Here is a 16,916-nt window from a genome sequence, read left to right on the forward strand (position 1 = left end):
CAGGTGAGGAATAAAATGGGCAGTTCAGTTTTCGTCCATTGCCCGATTCCGGGATCATCCTGCTTTACCTCCCCCTTTTTTTCCGGTGCGGGCCCATAACAAGGAGCATTCCATGCAGCAACGCAAGCTTGGCAAATCCGATATCGCCGTGGCGCCGCTGGCCTTCGGCGGCAATGTCTTCGGTTGGAGCATTGACGAGAAGACCTCCTTTTCCATCCTCGACAAGTTCGTCGAGTCCGGCCTGAACCTGATCGACACGGCTGACGTCTACTCGCGCTGGGTGCCCGGCAACCAAGGCGGCGAGTCCGAGACCATCATCGGCAAATGGCTGGCCCAGGGCGGCCGCCGCGACAAGGTGGTGATTGCCACCAAGGTCGGCAAGGACATGGGCGAGGGCCGCGTCGGACTGAAGAAGGATTACATTCTGCGTGCGGTGGAAGATTCGCTGCGTCGCCTGCAGACCGACTACATCGACCTCTACCAGTCCCACTACGACGACAAGTCGACGCCCTTCGAAGAGACGCTGGAGGCTTACGGCACGCTGGTCAAGCAAGGCAAGGTGCGTATCATCGGCGCCTCCAACTACGATGCCAAACGCCTGGCCGAGGCGCGAGAGGTGGGTGAACGGCTGGGCCTGCCGCTGTACCAGACGCTGCAGCCGGAATACAGCCTGATCGAGCGCGCCTCGTTTGAGAAGGAGCTGGAGCCGTATTGCCTGCAGCACGGCGTGGGCGTGATCGGCTTCTACTCGCTGGCCAGCGGCTTCCTGAGCGGCAAGTACCGTTCCGAAGCCGACCTCGGCAAGAGCCCCGCGCGCGGTGGTCGCGTGAAGAGCTATCTCAACGAACGCGGGCTGAAGATCCTGGCCGCGCTCGACACCGTCGCGCAGCGCGTGGATGCGCCGCAGGCCTCGGTGGCGCTGGCATGGCTGATCGCACGCCCCAGCGTGACGGCGCCGATCGCCAGCGCGACGTCGCTGCAGCAGCTCGACGCACTGGTGAAGGCGACGCAGTTGAAGCTCTCCGCGGAAGACATTGCTTTGCTGGATCAGGCCAGCGCGTATTGATGTTTTGCACGCGCTGTTCGCTGTGCGACGAACGACACTGGGCCCCTGCTTTCGCAGGGGCGACGGCGGGTGAAATTCAAGTAGCCTGTCGTTCCTGCGAAAGCAGGAACCCAGTGTCGTTTGGCATCAGGTCGCGCACCGCGTTGATCGCCATGAAATAAAAATGCCGGCATCACGCCGGCATTTTTCATGGATTCAAAAGAACCGCTTACCCGCCCACCCGCGCCAGGTAGCGCGCACGCCACGGCTTCAACACCAGCAGCGCCAGGCAGGCCGCCAGGATATCGAGCGTGATGGCGGTGCCGAAGACCGGATGCCAGCTGCCGGTCTTTTCATGCATCATCGCCGCCAGCGGGCCGCCGAAGATCGAGCCGATGCCCTGCGAGATGTACAGCCAACCGTAATTGGCAGTGGCGTTGCGGGTGCCGAAGGTGTCGGTCAGGGTCGACGGGAACAGCGAGAAGATCTCGCCCCAGCCGAAGAACACCACGCCCGACAGCAGCACGAACAGCACCGCATTGTCGCGCGTGGCCAGCCACAGCGCCATGGCCACGCCTTCCAGCGCGAAGGCCACGAACATGGTGTTCTCGCGGCCCCAGCGGTCCGACACCCAGCCGAAGAACGGGCGCGTCAGGCCGTTGGTCAGGCGGTCGATGGTCAGCGCCAGCGGCAGCGCCGCCAGGCCGAACACCATCACGTTGGCCACGCCGAAGTCGCGCGCGAAGGTGGCCATCTGCGAGGTCACCATCAGGCCCGAGGTCGACATCATGGTCATCATCACGAACATCAGCCAGAACAGCGGCGTGCGCAGCATCTGGCGTGGCGCCAGGTCGAGCTTGCTGGCGGCGATTGCCGGGGCCGGCATGGCGGCGCTCTGGGCGGCGTCGGGCGAGCGCAGAGCCTGCGCGGCGATCACGCCGATCACGGCGAACACCAGGCCGAACTGCCACAGCGTGGTTTCAAGACCGGATGCGGCCAGCGAGCTGGCAATCGGGAAGGTGGTCAGGATCGCGCCCATGCCGTAGCCGGCCGCCACCATGCCCACTGCGAAGCCGCGGCGATCCGGGAACCAGCGCACCATCTGGCCCACCACGCCGATGTAGACGATGCCGGTGCCCAGGCCGCCCACCAGGCCATAGGCCAGGTAGAACATGCCGATGCTGGTGGCTTGCGCGGCCAATACCCACGACAGGCCCGACATGAAGGTGCCGATGGCGATCAGGCGGCGCGCGCCGAAGCGCTCGATCAGGCCGCCCTGGAAGGGCGAGAAGAAAGTCTGTAGCACGATCAGCATCGAGAAGGTGATCTGCAGCTCCGACAGCGGCACGCCGAGCTTGGCGGTCAGCGGCTTGGTGAACAGCGTCCATACGTATTGCGGACTGGAAATGGTCATCATGCAGACCAGGCCGATGAAGAGCTGGAACCAGCGATTGCGCAGCAGGCCTTGCGCACTGGCGGGCGCCGTTTGGGTGAGGGTGGTCATGGTGCGTTTCTCCTGTACTTGAGTGCCATGGGAACAGCGCTGGAACAACGGATTGGTAACGCCGGGACGAGGGCGCCCCCGGGTGCCTTCGTCGAAATTTATGCATACATAAATTCTGTCCCGACAAAAGCAGGTTCCGTGCCATTGGCAGAGCGGCAAGAGGGAGGAAAAAGGGAGGAAGGCCGCGGCAGTCCGTGTAGCGCTAGGGAGGCGAGAATGCGGCTCGCCGGGCGGGGCGGCACGGCCCGTCGCGGCTCAGCGCCGCCGCACTATTTGCGGGATTTTGCGGGATCTCAGCCGAAGCGCTTGCGCCGCGACTGTGCCGTGGACTGCACCACAGCGGTGTGCACCGTGGCGGCGCGCACCTGCTCCAGGCGCTCGATGGTGATGCGTTCGACCACGGTGTGGCTGCCTTCGATATGGCGCGCCACCAGGGTGGCAGCGTCGTCAGCGTCGCCCTGCGCGATCGCCTCTAGGATGGCGGCGTGCTCGTCGTAAGTGTCGGCGATGCAGTCGCCGTAGGCGAAATCCAGGCGGCGCATGATGCGCAGCTGGTCGGTGACCTGTCGGTAGACGGCATCGGTCTCGGGATTGCCGGCGGCGGCCACCAGTGCGCAGTGGAAGTGCTCGTCCAACGCCGCCACCTGCAGGCCGTCGTCCAGGCGCTTGCCGGGCCGGACCCGCCAACTGCGGCTGAGTTCCTTGACCAGCGCGCGTCGCGCGGCATCGTCGACACGCGCCGAGCACAGCTTGCCGACCGCATGCAGCTCGATCATCTCGCGCAGTTCATACAGGGAGGCGAAGCGCGCCAGATCGATCGGCACCACTTCCCAGCCGTTGCGGAAGTAGCCGCGCACCAGGCCTTCGCTCTGCAACCGCATCAGCGCCTCGCGCACCGGCGTGCGCGATACCTGCAGCCGCTCGGCCACGTCGTTCTCGGCAAAGCGGTCGCCCGGCAGCAGGCGGAAGGCGTAGATGTCTTCGCGCAGGATGCTGTAGACGGTGTCGGTCAGCTTGCCGGCGGGGCGGGCGTCGATCGCGGGTGGCATGGCGGCGGCTTCATGGTTGGTGGCACAGGCGCCGCCCATGGTAGCGCAAGCCGCACGCCGATGGCGCAAACCGGATGTGCAAAAGCCCGCGCGGGGCGGGCTTTGCGGTGGCGCGGGCGCGCATCAGATGGGCGACGCAGCCATCACCAGCTGTAACGGGCGCTGGTGAATATGCTGCGCGTGGCGCCCCAGTAGCAGGCCGAAGAGCTGCAGGTCGACAAGTATTGCTTGTTGAACAGGTTGTTGGCGTTCACCGCGAAGCGCCACTTCTGGTAGTCGTAGTACAGCGCGGCGTCGGCCAGCGTGCGGCCGCCCACACGGTACAGGTTGGACGAGTCGCCGTAGGTCGGACCGACGTAGCGCAGCCCCGCACCCATGCCCAGTCCGGCCAGCGGGCCGTCCGGCAGGCGGTAGTCGAGCCAGGCCGAGGCGATGTGGCGCGGCACCAGCGGCACGTCCTTGCCCAGTTCGGTGGCGACCGCGCTCTGCTTCACCTTGGCGTCGGTATAGGAGTACGAGGCGGTCAGGTCCAGGCCTTTCCTGAGCGAGGTCTTGGCTTCCAGCTCCAGGCCGCGCGAGCGCACCTTGCCCACCTGGCGCGTGAGCAGCGTGGCGGGATCGGTGGTGGTGACGTTGGTCTTCTCCAGGTTGTACACGGCAGCGGTGTAGAGCGTGCCGCCGTCGGCCGGCTGGTACTTCAGGCCGACTTCGGTCTGCTTGCCGCGGGTCGGGTCGTACGGATTGCCGGTGCTGGAGTTCACGCCCACCTGCGGCAGGAATGAGGTCGAGTAGCTGGCATAGGTCGAGAGCTCGGGCGTGATCAGGTAGGTCAGGCCCACGCGGCCGGAGGCGGCGCTGTCGTTCTGCGTGCGGCCGAGCCGGGTGAGGTGGTTGTCGGTGACGGTGCGCACCTCGTCGTAGCGACCACCCAGGGTCAGCACCCAGCGCTGCGCGAATTTCATCTGGTCCTGCGCATACAGGCCGATCTGCTGCTGCGAGGTGCGGGTGTCGAGCTGCAGCGTGGACGGCAACGTGAAGGCCTGGCCGTACACCGGATTGGACAGGTTCAGCGTGGGCTCGGCGCCGATCCAGCGCATCGCATTGGCGTTGACGAAGTTGGCGTCCACGCCGAACAGCACGGCGTGGCGCGTGGCGCCCAACTGCAGGTCGCCTGCCAATTGGTTGTCCAGCGCAAACTGCTCCAGATCCTCGACGCGGCGGAAGGCGTAGCGGTTCACCGTCACGCCGTCGGCCTGCAGGCCGTTGAGCATGGTCTTGTTGAACAGCGGCAGGCGGTTCTTGCCGTAGCGCGCCTTCTGGTTGAAGGTCCAGTGCTCGGAGAGCTTGTGCTCCAGCAGGTAGGTGAAGGTGGCTTGCTCGGTCTCGTACTTGTCGAACTCTTTTTCCGAGTACGAGATGTGGGTCGGCCGCAGGTTGGGCGACGGGTAGGTCCACGACCAGTTGTTGGCCAGGCCGACGCGGTCGCTCAGGTAGTCCGCCAGGAGCGTCACGCGGGTGACGCCCGAGGGGCGCCAGGTCAGGCCGCCGGCGACGTAGCGGCGTTCGTTGCGGTCGTCGAAGACGTTGTTGCCGTTGCGCGCCAGGCCGGTCAGGCGGTAGGAGAATTCACCGTCCTTGTCGAGCGCGCCGCCCAGGTCGAACTGGGCCTGGCGCACGTTGTGGTTGCCGAAGCCGGCCTGCACCTCGTGCAGCGGCTCGGTGACCGGCATCTTGCTGGTGCGGTTGACCATGCCGCCGGCCTCGGTCTGGCCGTACAGCGTGGAGGAGGGGCCGCGCAGGATCTCGATGCTTTCCAGGCCATAGGGTTCGCTGCGGAAGAAGCTGTAGCTGTTGGTCGCCTGGCGCAGGCCGTCGCGGTAGTCGCTGGTGGCTTGGCCGTCAAAGCCGCGGATCATCAGCCAGTCGTAGCCCTTGGAGTCGGGGCCGTAGGTCTCGATGGCCACGCCGGGCACGTAGCGCAGCGCCTCGGTCACGCTTTGCACGCCGCGCGAGTCCATTTCCGCGCGGGTGATGACGGACACCGACTGCGGCGTTTCCAGCAACGGCGCGCTGCTCTTGGTGGCGAAGCCGGCGCTGCGCGCCACGTAGCCGACGGTGCCGGAGGCGGCTTCGGCCTCGGCTTTGCCGCTTACCTGGACCTGGGGCAATGTGCCGTCGGCTGTCGTGCCGGCCGGAATCTTGCGCAGGATATAGCCGCCGTCGGCGCGGCGTTCGGCGGCGAAGCCGCTGCCCGAGAGCAGGCGGCCGAAACCTTCGTCAACCGAGTAGCTCCCCTGCAGGCCACGGCTTTGCAGCTGGCTCAGCAGGCCCGCGTCGAATGACAGCGGCACGCCCGACAGCGCCGCGAACTGCGCCAGCACATGGCCCAGCGGACCCGGGCCGATGGCGTAGCTGCGCACCCCGGCCGCATTGGCGGCATCCGAGGTTGCGGCGGCGCCGGCGGCCATGGGGACGATGGCGCATGACAGCGCCATGCCGAGCAGCAGGCCGTGCACGGCGTGAGCGATCGGCGTGCGGCGCGCCGGGGCGCAGGCAGGTATGGACGAACGGGCGGCCGGACGGCGGTATTGCAGGGAGCGCAAGATGGAATCCTTTCAGGCGATGTGAGTGAGATGACATCCGCTATACCGGCCGAGCGGCGCAAAAGTATCACTACGCATGAAGAATTTTTCCGGGGGAGATGACGTCGGCTCAGGCCGGCTCGATGCTGATCCACCAGCGCGAGACCCGGCGCTGGCTCAGTTTGAGCGAGGCCGTGAGCACCGAGAGGCTGCGATCGATATCGTCCAGCGGGAAGGCGCCGGTCACTTGCATGCCGGCGATGGCGGCATCGCAGCGCAGGACGCCGCGGCGATAGCGCGACAACTCGGCCAGGAGCTCGGCCAGCGGCATGTCCTTTGCCACCAGCATGCCCAGCTCCCACATGGCCGAGGCAGGATCGGCGGGACGGGCATCGGCGACGCCCAGCGCGCCGAAGCGGGTTTGCTCGCCGGCCTGCAGCACCAGTCGTTGCGCCGGATTGTTGTTGCGGATCTCGACCGCGCCTTCGAACACGGCCACGGCGGTGTCGTCCTCGAAGCGACGCACCGAGAAGCGCGTGCCCAGCGCGTAGGCCTCGCCCTGCGGCGTCTGCACCAGCAGGCTGCGGTGCACCGGCGCCGGATCGGGCGCGGTGGTCACGAGGATCTCGCCGGCCAGCAGGCGGATGCGGCGTTCGTGCTGGTTGAACAGGATGTTCACTGCACTGTGGCTGTTCAAGACCAGGCGCGTGCCGTCCGGCAGCGTCTGGCTGCGGCGTTCGCCCACGGCGGTGCGCAGGTCGGCGCTGAGTTCTTCCCAAGGCTTCTCGCGCCAGGCCAGCCAGGCGGCGGGCAGCGCGGCCATCGCCGCCAGCAGGCCCAGCGCGCGGCGGCGGCCGTTGCGGTTGGCCTGCTGCAGGGCGCCGCTGGCCGCGCCGGGCGGCAGTTCGCGCACCGTTCCCATCATGCCGCGCAGGCTTTCCACGCGCGCCCATGCCGCGGCATGGCGCGGGTCGGCCTCGCGCCAGCGGCGCAGGGCGTCGGGATCGGCTTCGTTGGATTGCAGGCGCATCAGCCAGTCGACCGCTTCGCCAAGGATGCGCTGGTCGGGTTCAGGGGAGTCGTTACGAGCGCCGGCCGGCCGCGCGGGGGTGTCGTGCGCGGCCATGTCAGAGGGCAGTGAGGCAGGCTAGCAGGGCGCGCTTGATGTGACGCTTGACGGTGATCAGCGAGAGCTCGAGGCGCGCGGCGATCTCGGCGTAGGGCAGGCCGTCCAGTTGCGACAGCACGAAAGCCTCGCACACCTTGGGCGGCAGGCCGCGCAGCATGGCGTCGATGCGATGCAGGGTTTCCAGCACCAGCAGGCGCGTCTCGGGCGAGGGCGACTGGTCTTCCGGCAGCAGGGCGACGGTGTCGAGATAGGCGCGTTCGATATCTTCATGGCGCCAGCGGTCGATCAGCAGGCCCTTGGCGACCTTGGTGAGGAAGGCGCGCTGTTCGCCGTCCGGTTGCGGAAGGCGGCGTCCGCTCATGATGCGCACGAAGGTGTCGTGCACCAGGTCGGCGGCGGCGTCGCGGTTGCCCAGCTTGCCCGCCAGCCAGTGCTGCAGCCAGCCGCGATGCGTCACGTACATGCCGTGCACGGTTGCCGTCTGCGCGCTGTCGTTGGTCACCGGAAGCTCCCTCTGAAGGAAGCTGCGATGGCTTCCCCGATTTGTAATTGATAATGATTATTAATTATATATCAGGGAAGGCGGCGCGCAATCGCCCCATCGTCGCCATGCGCCGCGCCTGCAGCGCAAGGCGGGCGCACGTCGTCGCGATCATTGCGGCGGCGCCAGGGCCGTCAGGATGTCATGCGCGGCGGTGACGCGCGCATCGATCGGGAAGTTGCGATTGGCCAGCATGACGATGCCGATGCCGCGCGCGGGGATGAAGGCGATGTAGGCGCCGAAGCCGTTGGTGGAGCCGGTCTTGTTGATCCACACGTCATTGCGCGCGGCTTGCGGCGGGGTGATCGCGGTGACCGGCGTGGGTTCCATGATGACCTTGGTTGAGTTCCCCTCCAGCAGGGTGGGCAACGATACCGGATAGGCGTATTGCTCCCAGATCAGGTCCTGGGTGAACTGGGCGGTGCGGTAATAGCCGACGTGCGTGCCGCTGATGGCGCGCGACAGTGTGTCCTCCAGCAGGGACGGGTTCATGTTGGCGCGCATGAAGGCCAGCATGTCGGCGGCGGTGGATTTGACGCCGTAGGCTTGCGGCGCCAGCGCGTCGCCCTTCATGCGGGTCGGCTTGTCTTCCTTGTTGTAGCCCTGGGCGTAGTCGCCCATGCGCTTGGCCGGCACCTTGATGAAGCTGTGCTGCATGTCCAGCGCCGGGAAGATCCGCTTTTCCATGATGCGGGTGAAGTCCTCGTGCATGCTCCTGGCGGTGATCAGCCCCAGCAGCCCGATACCGGGGTTGGCATAGGTGCGCTGGGTGCCGGCCGGGTAGCTGGGCTTCCAGGCCTTGTAGTAGTCCATCAGCTGCGCCTCGTTGCCGATGCCGTCCGGCAGTTGCAGCGGCAGGCCGCCCGGCGTGTGGGTGCCGAGGTCGAGCAGCCTGACCTGGCCGAAGGCGCTGCCGCGCAGCGCCGGCAGGTATTTCTCCACCTTGTCGTCCAGCGAGAGCTTGCCTTCGACTTGGGCGTAGGAGGTCATGGTGGCGGTCAGGGTCTTGCTGATCGAACCCAGTTCGAACAGCGTCTGGTCGGTGACCGGCTTGCGCGGCTGCAGCGAGGCCGCGCCGTAATTGAAGACATAGGATTTGCCGGCGCTGATCACACCCACCGCCATGCCGGGAATGCGATACTTCTCCATCAGCGGCGCGATGACGCTGTCGCTGGCTTGCCGGGCATGCAGCTCGTGAGGGTCGGCGGCCTGCGCGCCGGTCATGAAGGCGGTGAAGCCGAACAGCGCGGCTGCGGCGTAGCGGGCGGTACTCAATGTCATTGGTCGTTCTTTGTTCATCTTGATGGGGAAGCGTGTGGCTCGGACAGGGGCACATTATTGTGTCGGCCGGCCAGCGGCGCAAACGACAAAAACTGCGCCGAGTCCATAGGAAAACTTGGTCTTGGGCGGATAATTGGCTGTTTTGGCCTTTTCAGGCGAGAGAACTGTAAAAAATTCTATGCCTGCTTCATTGCACGACGAACAATACGGCGCTGCGGCCGACTTGACACCCTCGGGCCGCATACCTATCCTCGTCGCCATTGGTCTTACCATTGCCCTGTCGCTCGCAGCCGGCGTGCCGGGCTGGCGCAAGACCGCTCTTTTCCACACCTATCGTAGGCACTCATTCCGACAGTATGTCTTTTGATCCCATCGTCCAGAAATCGATTTCCGAGCAAGTCGCCCAGCGCTTGCTGACCATGATCCGCAGCGGTCTGTTGAAACCCGACCAGCAGCTGCCGCCCGAGCGCGAGCTGGCCGCCATGCTGGGCGTTGGACGACCGGCCGTGCGCGAGGCGATTCGCGGCCTGGCGCTCTTGGGCCTGCTGCGCATCCGCCAGGGTGAGGGCACCTTCGTCAGCTCGCTGGAAACGCGCGAGCTGCTGGAGCCGCTGGAGATGATCATCGACCTTAATCCCGGCACGCTGGAGTCGCTGTTCGACGCGCGCCTGATCATCGAGACCGGCGTCGCCGCGCTGGCCGCCACCCACATGCACGACGCCGAGCTGGAGCGCCTGGTCGCCAACGTGGAAGATGAGGCGCGCCTGCTGTCCGATCCGGCCGCCTTCGCCGCCGCCGACGTCGAGTTCCACGAAGCCATCATCGAGGCTTGCAACAACCCCTTCCTGCAAAGCATCGCCGGCAGCCTCTACATGCTGGGCAAGAAGAGCCGCACCATCACCTCGCGCATCCCTGCCACGCTGGAGCGCAGCCTGCAGGACCACCGCGAGATCCTCGACGCGCTCAAGGCGCGCGATCCGCAGAAGGCCTCCGACGCCATGCGCAACCACCTGCTGCATGTGCGCGACGCCTATCGCGGCGCCGCCGGCAACAAGGACGAGTCGGTGCACGACTGATCCATCTTCACGCGCCGCCGTTGCCGCCGGACTTGCGCCGGCGGCATTCCACAACGGCGGTGCGGCAATACCGCGCACCGTCTTCACGCAAGGTGCCGGCGATGCCCCACAACACAACAAGCGATACCGGCGGACTGAGGGCGGTCCAGCATCAAGCCGGAGCATGAACGAACCAACCCTCGATTCATATCAACAGGAGAACAGCATGCTAGACCTGGCTGGAAAAGTCGTCTTCATCAGCGGCGCAAGCACCGGCATCGGCGCCGCCGCAGCCCGCGCCTTCGGCGCCAAAGGCGCACACGTCGTGGTCCACTACAACAGCTCGGCCAAGGAGGCCGAACTGGTCGCCGCCGACGTGCGCGAAACCGGCAGCAAAGCCATCACCATCGGCGCCGACGTGCGCGACAGCAACGCCATCAACAAGGCCGTGGCCAGCGCGGTGGAACAGCTCGGCCGCATCGACGTGCTGATCAACAACGCCGGCAGCCTTGTCAAGCGCGAGCCGCTGGAAAAGGTCACCGACGAATTGTTCGACGACATCATCGCCATCAATTCGCGCTCGGTGGTCGCGTTCACGCGCGCCGTGATCCCGATCATGCGCAAGCAGGGCGGCGGCAACATCATCAACGTCACCTCGGTGGCCGCGCGCCACGGCGGCGGTCCCGGCGCGTTGATCTATGCTGCGTCCAAGGGATTCGTGAGCACCATCACGCGCGGCATGGCCAAGGAGCTGGTGGTCGACAAGATTCGCGTCAACGCGGTAGCCCCGGGCGTGATCGTGACGCCTTTCCATGATCGCTTCTCCACGCCGGATCAAATGGAGGGTTTCCGCAAGACCATCCCGATGGGGCGCGTCGGCGAGCCGGACGAATGCAGCGGCGCCTTCCTCTACCTGGCGTCGGAGCAGATGTCGGGGTATGTGACTGGGCAGATCATTGAGGTCAATGGCGGGCAGTACATGCCGTGATCCGCCGGATGGCAAAAAAAGAGGCCACCCAGGGGTGGCCTTTTTTTGTCCAAAGGAAAAGGCTGGGCACATGGCATGCCCCTTGCTGGCTCGGTTGCACCATGATGATGCCGATCCCAGACGCCCACGCCGCCGATGCCCTGTTGTTGCGGGACAAGCTCACCTTGTTGCTGGATTCAACCGGCGAGGGCATCTACGGCATCGATCTCGACGGCCGTTGCACCTTCATCAACCGTGCCGGCGCCGACATGCTGGGCTACCGCGTGGAACAGGTGCTGGGCATGAACATGCACGAGCTGGCGCACCACAGTCACGAGCACGGCGGCCACTATCCCGAGGAGGAATGTCCGATCCTGAAGGCCTTCCGCAAGGGCGAGTCGTGCCGGGTCGACCAGGAAGTGTTCTGGCGCGCCGACGGCACTTTCTTTCCGGTCGAATATTCCTCCTACCAGATCGTCGACGGCGGCCAGGTGCGTGGCGCGGTGATCACCTTCAGCGACATTTCCAAGCGGCGCCTGGCCGAGGAGCAGCTGCAGCGCGCCAAGGCGGAGCTGGAGCAGCGCGTGGCCGAGCGCACGCGCGAGCTGTCGGCGGCGCTCAAGCAGTTGCGCCAGCTGTCGGCGCACGCGCATTCGGTGCGAGAGGACGAGCGTACCCGCATTGCGCGCGAGATTCATGACGAGCTGGGCAGCCTGCTGGTGGCGCTGAAGCTGGACGTGAACTGGATGGCCCGGCGTGTGGAAGATCGTGAGCCGGTCATGCGCAAGTGCCAGGCGATGGATCGGCTGATCGAGGCAGCGGTAGACAACGTCGGGCGCATCATCACCGATCTGCGTCCCAGCATCCTTGATCATCAGGGCCTGATTGCCGCATTGGAATGGCAGGTGCAGGAATTCTCGGAGGCCACCGAGCTGCCCTGCGAGGTCGAGTTCGACATCGCGCCGGAAGCCTTCGCGCCCGACGGCGCCAAGGCGACGGCGGCGTTTCGCATCTTCCAGGAGATGTTGTCCAACGTGGCGCGCCATGCCCGCGCCACGCGGGTACGCATCGTGGTGCGGCTGAGGCCGGGCCAGCTGGCGATGGAAGTGGAGGACGACGGCGTCGGCGCTGCGCGCGAGGCGCTGGAGGCCGCGACCTCCTACGGCGTGATGGGCATGCGCGAGCGTGCGTTGCACTTCGGCGGCGCACTGAGCATCGCTGGTGCGCGCCTTGCACCGGCAAGCGGCATGCCGGGCACGCTGGTGTGCCTGCATCTGCCGTTGTCGTCGCACAATTGATGTCGTATCTGCAAGAGGAGGCAAACGATGAATGCAAGCACCGATACCATCCGCATCCTGCTGTGTGACGACCATCGTATCGTGCGCGAGGGCTTGAAGCAGATCCTGGCCGACACGCCCGATATCGAGGTCGCCGCCGAATGCGCCAGCGGCCCCGAAGCAATGCACAAGGCGCGGGTCGAGGCCATCGACCTGGTGCTGCTGGACATCGCCATCCCGCAGCAGGACGGCCTGGACGTGCTGCGCCAGCTTCGCCAGGAAATGCCGCGATTGCCGGTGCTGATGCTGTCCACCTATCCCGAGAAGCAGTACGCCGCGCGATGCTACAAGCTGGGCGCGGCCGGTTACCTGAACAAGAGCGCCGACACCGAGCAGCTGGTGGCGGCGATACGCAAGGCCGCCGGCGGCGGCGTGTATGTCAGTGCGCAGATGGCGGAGACGCTGGCCTCCGAGTTGGGCGCGCGCCCGGCTTTGCGCGAGCGGGCGCCGCACGAGAGCCTGTCGCACCGCGAGTACCAGGTGTTCAGCCTGATCGCTGCCGGCCGCAGCGTTCGCGAGATCGCCGAGCAGCTGGAGCTGAGCCCCAATACGGTGAGCACCTACCGCAGCCGTATCCTTGAGAAGACCGGCGCCTCCAATGATGTGGGCATTGCCATGTATGCGGTCCGGCACCAGCTGATGCCGGTCTGACGCGCCTTTGCGCCTGTCCATGTAGTGCTTCCACTACAAGGCGTCGTCGCAGGATGACGTCGTTTGTCCCGCTGGCAAATCCCTTGCACACGTTTGATGGCATTGCAGCAAGCCACCTCAAACTCACCAAACGGGGGAATCATGCCGACAGCACCAGAACAGAACGTCTTCCATACCTATGATGCCGACCGCGCCGGCGCCGGTTGCTCGTGCGGCCGCCACGGCAACCAGCGCCAGCACGACGACGAGCAGGAGGCGTTGCGCGCAAGGCGGGCGCAGGATGTCGAGGCGCTGACGGAGGATGTGGTGGAGGAGTCGCTGATGCGCGCGCTGTTCCCGCGCATGACGGAGCGTCGCGACTTCCTGCGCGCGGTCGGCAAGAACACGGCGCGCGCGGCGATTGCCAGCGTATTGCCGCTGGGCGCGCTGCAGGCAATGGCGCAGGAGAAGAACGGTGCGCTGGAGAAGAAGGACCTGAAGATCGGATTCATCGCCATTACCTGCGCGGCTCCGCTGATCATGGCCGATCCGCTGGGCTTTTATCGCAAGCAAGGGCTGAACGTATCGCTCAACAAGACGGCCGGCTGGGCGCTGATCCGCGACAAGATGATCAACAAGGAACACGATGCTTCGCACTTCCTGTCGCCGATGCCGATCGCCATGTCGATGGGCGCGGGCAGCAACGCGGTGCAGATGCGCGTGGCCACGATCCAGAACATCAACGGCCAGGCCATCACGCTGCACACCAAGCACAAGGACAAGCGCGACCCCAGGCAGTGGAAGGGTTTCAAGTTCGCCGTGCCCTTCGAATATTCGATGCACAACTTCCTGTTGCGCTATTACCTGGCGGAGCACGGCCTGGACCCGGATCGCGATGTGCAGATTCGCGTGACGCCGCCGCCCGAGATGGTGGCCAATCTGCGCGCCGGCAATATCGATGGTTTCCTCGGCCCCGATCCCTTCAACCAGCGTGCGGTGTACGACGAGGTCGGCTTCATCCACATTCTCTCCAAGGAGATCTGGGACGGTCATCCCTGCTGCGCCTTCGGCACGTCGGAAGAATTCGTCAAACAGAATCCCAATACCTTCGCCGCGCTGTTCCGTTCGGTGCTGACCGCAGCTGCGATGGCGCGCGATCCGGCCAACCGCGCGCTGGTGGCCAAGGTGATCTCGCCTGCCGCCTACCTGAACCAGCCCGAGACGGTGGTGGAGCAGGTGCTGACGGGGCGCTTTGCCGATGGCCTGGGCAATGTGAAGAACGTGCCGGGGCGCGCCGATTTCGATCCGGTGCCCTGGGATTCGATGGGCGTATGGATCCTGACGCAGATGAAGCGCTGGGGCTACATCAAGGGCGACGTCGACTACAAGGCCATCGCCGAGAAGGTGCTGCTGCTGACCGACGCCAAGAAATACATGAAGGAACTCGGCCAGCCGGTGCCGGAAGGCGCCTATCGCAAGCACACCATCATGGGCAGGGAGTTCGATCCGGCCAGGGCGGAAGCCTACGTCAACAGTTTTGCCATCAAGAGGACGGCATGACCACGGGCAACAAGACCGGCTGGCGCGCGGCGCTGATCTCCTTGCTGTTGCTGGGTTGCGTGCTGATGGTGTGGCACCTGGCCACGTTGCCCAAGGAGAGCGCGGGCAGCGCCGCGCAGGACGAGTACGCCAGGCTGATGGGCAAGAGCAATGGCGCGGCCAGGAACGACGGCTTCCCGGGGCTCGCGCAGATGGGGGAGACCATTCGCAAGGAATTGTCCAATCCCTTCTACGACAACGGACCCAATGACAAGGGCATCGGCATCCAGCTGGGTTATTCGTTGGGTCGGGTCGGGCTGGGGTTTGCCATTGCGGCGCTGGTGGCGATTCCGTTCGGCTTCCTGCTGGGCATGTCGCCGCTGATGCAGCGGGCCCTTGATCCCTTTATCCAGATATTGAAACCGATCTCTCCGCTGGCGTGGATGCCGCTGGCCCTGTACACGATCAAGGATTCATCGGTGTCGGGCGTGTTCGTGATCTTCATCTGCTCGGTGTGGCCGATGCTGATGAACACCGCCTTCGGCGTGGCCTCGGTGCGGCGCGACTGGCTCAATGTCGCCAAGACGCTGGAAGTGGCGCCGCTGAGGAAGGCCTTCCTGGTGATATTGCCTGCCGCGGCGCCGACCATCCTGACCGGCATGCGCATCTCCATGGGCATCGCCTGGCTGGTGATCGTGGCGGCCGAGATGCTGGTGGGCGGCACCGGCATCGGCTACTTCGTCTGGAACGAGTGGAACAACCTGTCGTTGACCAGCGTGATCTTCGCGATCCTGGTCATCGGTGCGACCGGCATGGTGCTCGATCTGGTGTTTGCGCGGCTGCAGAAGCTGGTCACTTACGTGGAATGAAAGGCAAGGACACATGGACAAGCATTTCCTGAGCGTCGAAGGCCTCTCCAAACGCTATGCGGCCGACGGCCCGCCGGTGTTCGAACGGGTGTCGTTCGGCATCGAACGCGGCGAGTTCGTTTGCGTGATCGGCCACTCGGGCTGCGGCAAGACGACCATCCTCAACGTGTTGGCCGGTCTGGAGGCGACCAGTGACGGCGTCGTGATCATGGATCAGCGTGAGGTCAAAGGGCCAAGTCTCGACCGCGGCGTGGTGTTCCAGAGCCATGCGCTGATGCCGTGGTTTTCGGTGTTGGGCAACGTGGTGTTCGCGGTACGCTCGCGCTGGCCGGAGTGGCCGCGCGCCAAGGCCGAGGAGCATGCGCGCCGTTTTATCGAGATGGTGGGATTGAAGGGGGCAGAGCACAAGAAGCCGTCCGAACTCTCGGGCGGCATGAAGCAGCGCGTGGGTATTGCCCGGGCGTTTTCGATCGAACCCAAGATGCTGCTGATGGACGAGCCCTTCGGCGCGCTCGACGCCCTGACGCGCGGCGTGGTGCAGGACGAGTTGCTGAAGATCTGTGCAGCTACGCGCCAGACCGTGTTCATGATCACGCACGACGTCGACGAGGCGATCCTGCTGGCCGACAAGATCTTCCTGATGTCCAACGGTCCGCGCGCCTGCATCGCCGAGGTGGTGCTCAACACCATGCCCAAGGCGCGCACGCGCGAATCCATGCATCACGACCCGCAGTTTTATCGTATCCGCAACCATCTGGTCGATTTCCTGGTGTACCGGTCAAAGCAGATCCAGGCTGCGCAGGCAACCGGTGGACAGGCGCCGGCCACGCGCGTGGTTACGCCCGGACTGGCGCAAGAAGCCGGCACGGGATCCGGTTTTTCACAGGCAGCAGCCTGAATTTCATCCACATCACATTCTATTGAAGGAGAGAGCACATGGACCGCAACCAAGTCACCCAGAAGATCATCACCGCCAAGGTCAAGAACAAGATGAGCTGGGCGCAGATCGCCGAGCGAATCGGCCAGAGCAAGGAGTGGACAACCGCCGCCATGCTGGGCCAGATGACCCTGACCGCGAAGCAGGCGGCGGTGACGCAGGAGTTGTTTGCCCTCACCGACGAGGAAACGCTTTGGCTGCAGATCGTGCCGTACAAGGGTTCGCTGCCGACGGCGGTGCCGACCGATCCGCTGATCTACCGCTGGTACGAGATCGTCAGCGTCTACGGCAGCACCATCAAGGAGCTGATCCATGAGGAGTTCGGCGACGGCATCATGAGCGCCATCGATTTCAAGATGGATATCCAGCGCCAGGCCGATCCCAACGGCGATCGCGTCAATGTGGTGCTTTCGGGCAAGTTCCTGCCGTACAAGACCTATTGATTTGCCGC

General features: G+C 65.2%; 15 protein-coding genes. 9 read left to right on the forward strand and 6 right to left on the reverse strand.

Going from position 1 to position 16,916, the window contains the following annotated elements; translation table 11 throughout:
* Positions 1-112 precede the first annotated feature (112 nt).
* Entirely contained in the window at positions 113-1,066 is a 954-nt protein-coding gene (locus J8I26_RS14230; protein ID WP_209607762.1) for an aldo/keto reductase, read from the forward strand.
* Positions 1,067-1,274: 208 nt separating this feature from the next.
* On the opposite strand, the gene oxlT is transcribed toward J8I26_RS14230, so the two are convergent.
* From oxlT to ampC, 6 genes are all read right to left on the reverse strand, one after another.
* Positions 1,275-2,549, reverse strand: coding sequence for an oxalate/formate MFS antiporter (gene oxlT / locus J8I26_RS14235; protein ID WP_209607763.1), 1,275 nt, complete (start codon positions 2,547-2,549; stop codon positions 1,275-1,277).
* A gap of 293 nt (positions 2,550-2,842) precedes the next feature.
* Positions 2,843-3,598 carry a GntR family transcriptional regulator gene (locus J8I26_RS14240; protein ID WP_209607764.1) on the reverse strand — a complete coding sequence of 252 codons (756 nt, stop codon included), beginning with the start codon at positions 3,596-3,598 and terminating at the stop codon, positions 2,843-2,845.
* A gap of 143 nt (positions 3,599-3,741) precedes the next feature.
* A complete protein-coding gene (locus J8I26_RS14245) occupies positions 3,742-6,201 on the reverse strand; it encodes a TonB-dependent siderophore receptor (RefSeq protein WP_209607765.1) in 2,460 nt (819 codons plus the stop codon).
* Positions 6,202-6,310: 109 nt separating this feature from the next.
* Positions 6,311-7,306, reverse strand: a complete 996-nt coding sequence (locus tag J8I26_RS14250) for a FecR domain-containing protein (RefSeq protein WP_209607766.1) — start codon at positions 7,304-7,306, stop codon at positions 6,311-6,313.
* Between the two features lies 1 nt (position 7,307).
* A complete protein-coding gene (locus J8I26_RS14255) occupies positions 7,308-7,811 on the reverse strand; it encodes a sigma-70 family RNA polymerase sigma factor (protein ID WP_348635322.1) in 504 nt (167 codons plus the stop codon).
* Between the two features lie 150 nt (positions 7,812-7,961).
* Complete coding sequence (ampC, locus tag J8I26_RS14260; protein ID WP_280868807.1) at positions 7,962-9,074, reverse strand: class C beta-lactamase; 1,113 nt, start codon at positions 9,072-9,074, stop codon at positions 7,962-7,964.
* A 413-nt stretch (positions 9,075-9,487) separates the two neighbouring features.
* Here ampC and J8I26_RS14265 point away from each other — a divergent pair, with 413 nt between their 5' ends.
* From J8I26_RS14265 to cynS, 8 genes are all read left to right on the forward strand, one after another.
* On the forward strand, positions 9,488-10,207 hold the full coding sequence (locus J8I26_RS14265) for a FadR/GntR family transcriptional regulator (protein ID WP_209607768.1): 720 nt from the start codon (positions 9,488-9,490) through the stop codon (positions 10,205-10,207).
* 205 nt (positions 10,208-10,412) lie between these two features.
* Positions 10,413-11,174 carry a glucose 1-dehydrogenase gene (locus J8I26_RS14270; RefSeq protein ID WP_209607769.1) on the forward strand — a complete coding sequence of 254 codons (762 nt, stop codon included), beginning with the start codon at positions 10,413-10,415 and terminating at the stop codon, positions 11,172-11,174.
* Between the two features lie 101 nt (positions 11,175-11,275).
* Entirely contained in the window at positions 11,276-12,451 is a 1,176-nt protein-coding gene (locus J8I26_RS14275) for a PAS domain S-box protein (protein ID WP_209607770.1), read from the forward strand.
* 27 nt (positions 12,452-12,478) lie between these two features.
* Positions 12,479-13,141, forward strand: coding sequence for a response regulator transcription factor (locus J8I26_RS14280; RefSeq protein ID WP_209607771.1), 663 nt, complete (start codon positions 12,479-12,481; stop codon positions 13,139-13,141).
* 141 nt (positions 13,142-13,282) lie between these two features.
* A complete protein-coding gene (locus J8I26_RS14285; protein WP_209607772.1) occupies positions 13,283-14,680 on the forward strand; it encodes a CmpA/NrtA family ABC transporter substrate-binding protein in 1,398 nt (465 codons plus the stop codon).
* The gene (gene ntrB / locus J8I26_RS14290) at positions 14,677-15,528 is read left to right on the forward strand and encodes a nitrate ABC transporter permease (protein WP_209607773.1); all 852 of its coding nucleotides are present in this window, start codon (positions 14,677-14,679) and stop codon (positions 15,526-15,528) included. Before J8I26_RS14285 ends, ntrB begins: the two co-directional genes overlap by 4 nt.
* 13 nt (positions 15,529-15,541) lie before the next feature.
* On the forward strand, positions 15,542-16,426 hold the full coding sequence (locus tag J8I26_RS14295; protein ID WP_209607774.1) for an ABC transporter ATP-binding protein: 885 nt from the start codon (positions 15,542-15,544) through the stop codon (positions 16,424-16,426).
* 38 nt (positions 16,427-16,464) lie between these two features.
* Positions 16,465-16,908, forward strand: a complete 444-nt coding sequence (gene cynS, locus J8I26_RS14300; protein WP_209607775.1) for a cyanase — start codon at positions 16,465-16,467, stop codon at positions 16,906-16,908.
* The last annotated feature ends 8 nt before the right edge of the window (positions 16,909-16,916 follow it).

It is taken from the genome of Herbaspirillum sp. LeCh32-8, assembly GCF_017814915.1.
Classification (GTDB): Bacteria; Pseudomonadota; Gammaproteobacteria; order Burkholderiales; family Burkholderiaceae_D; genus Herbaspirillum.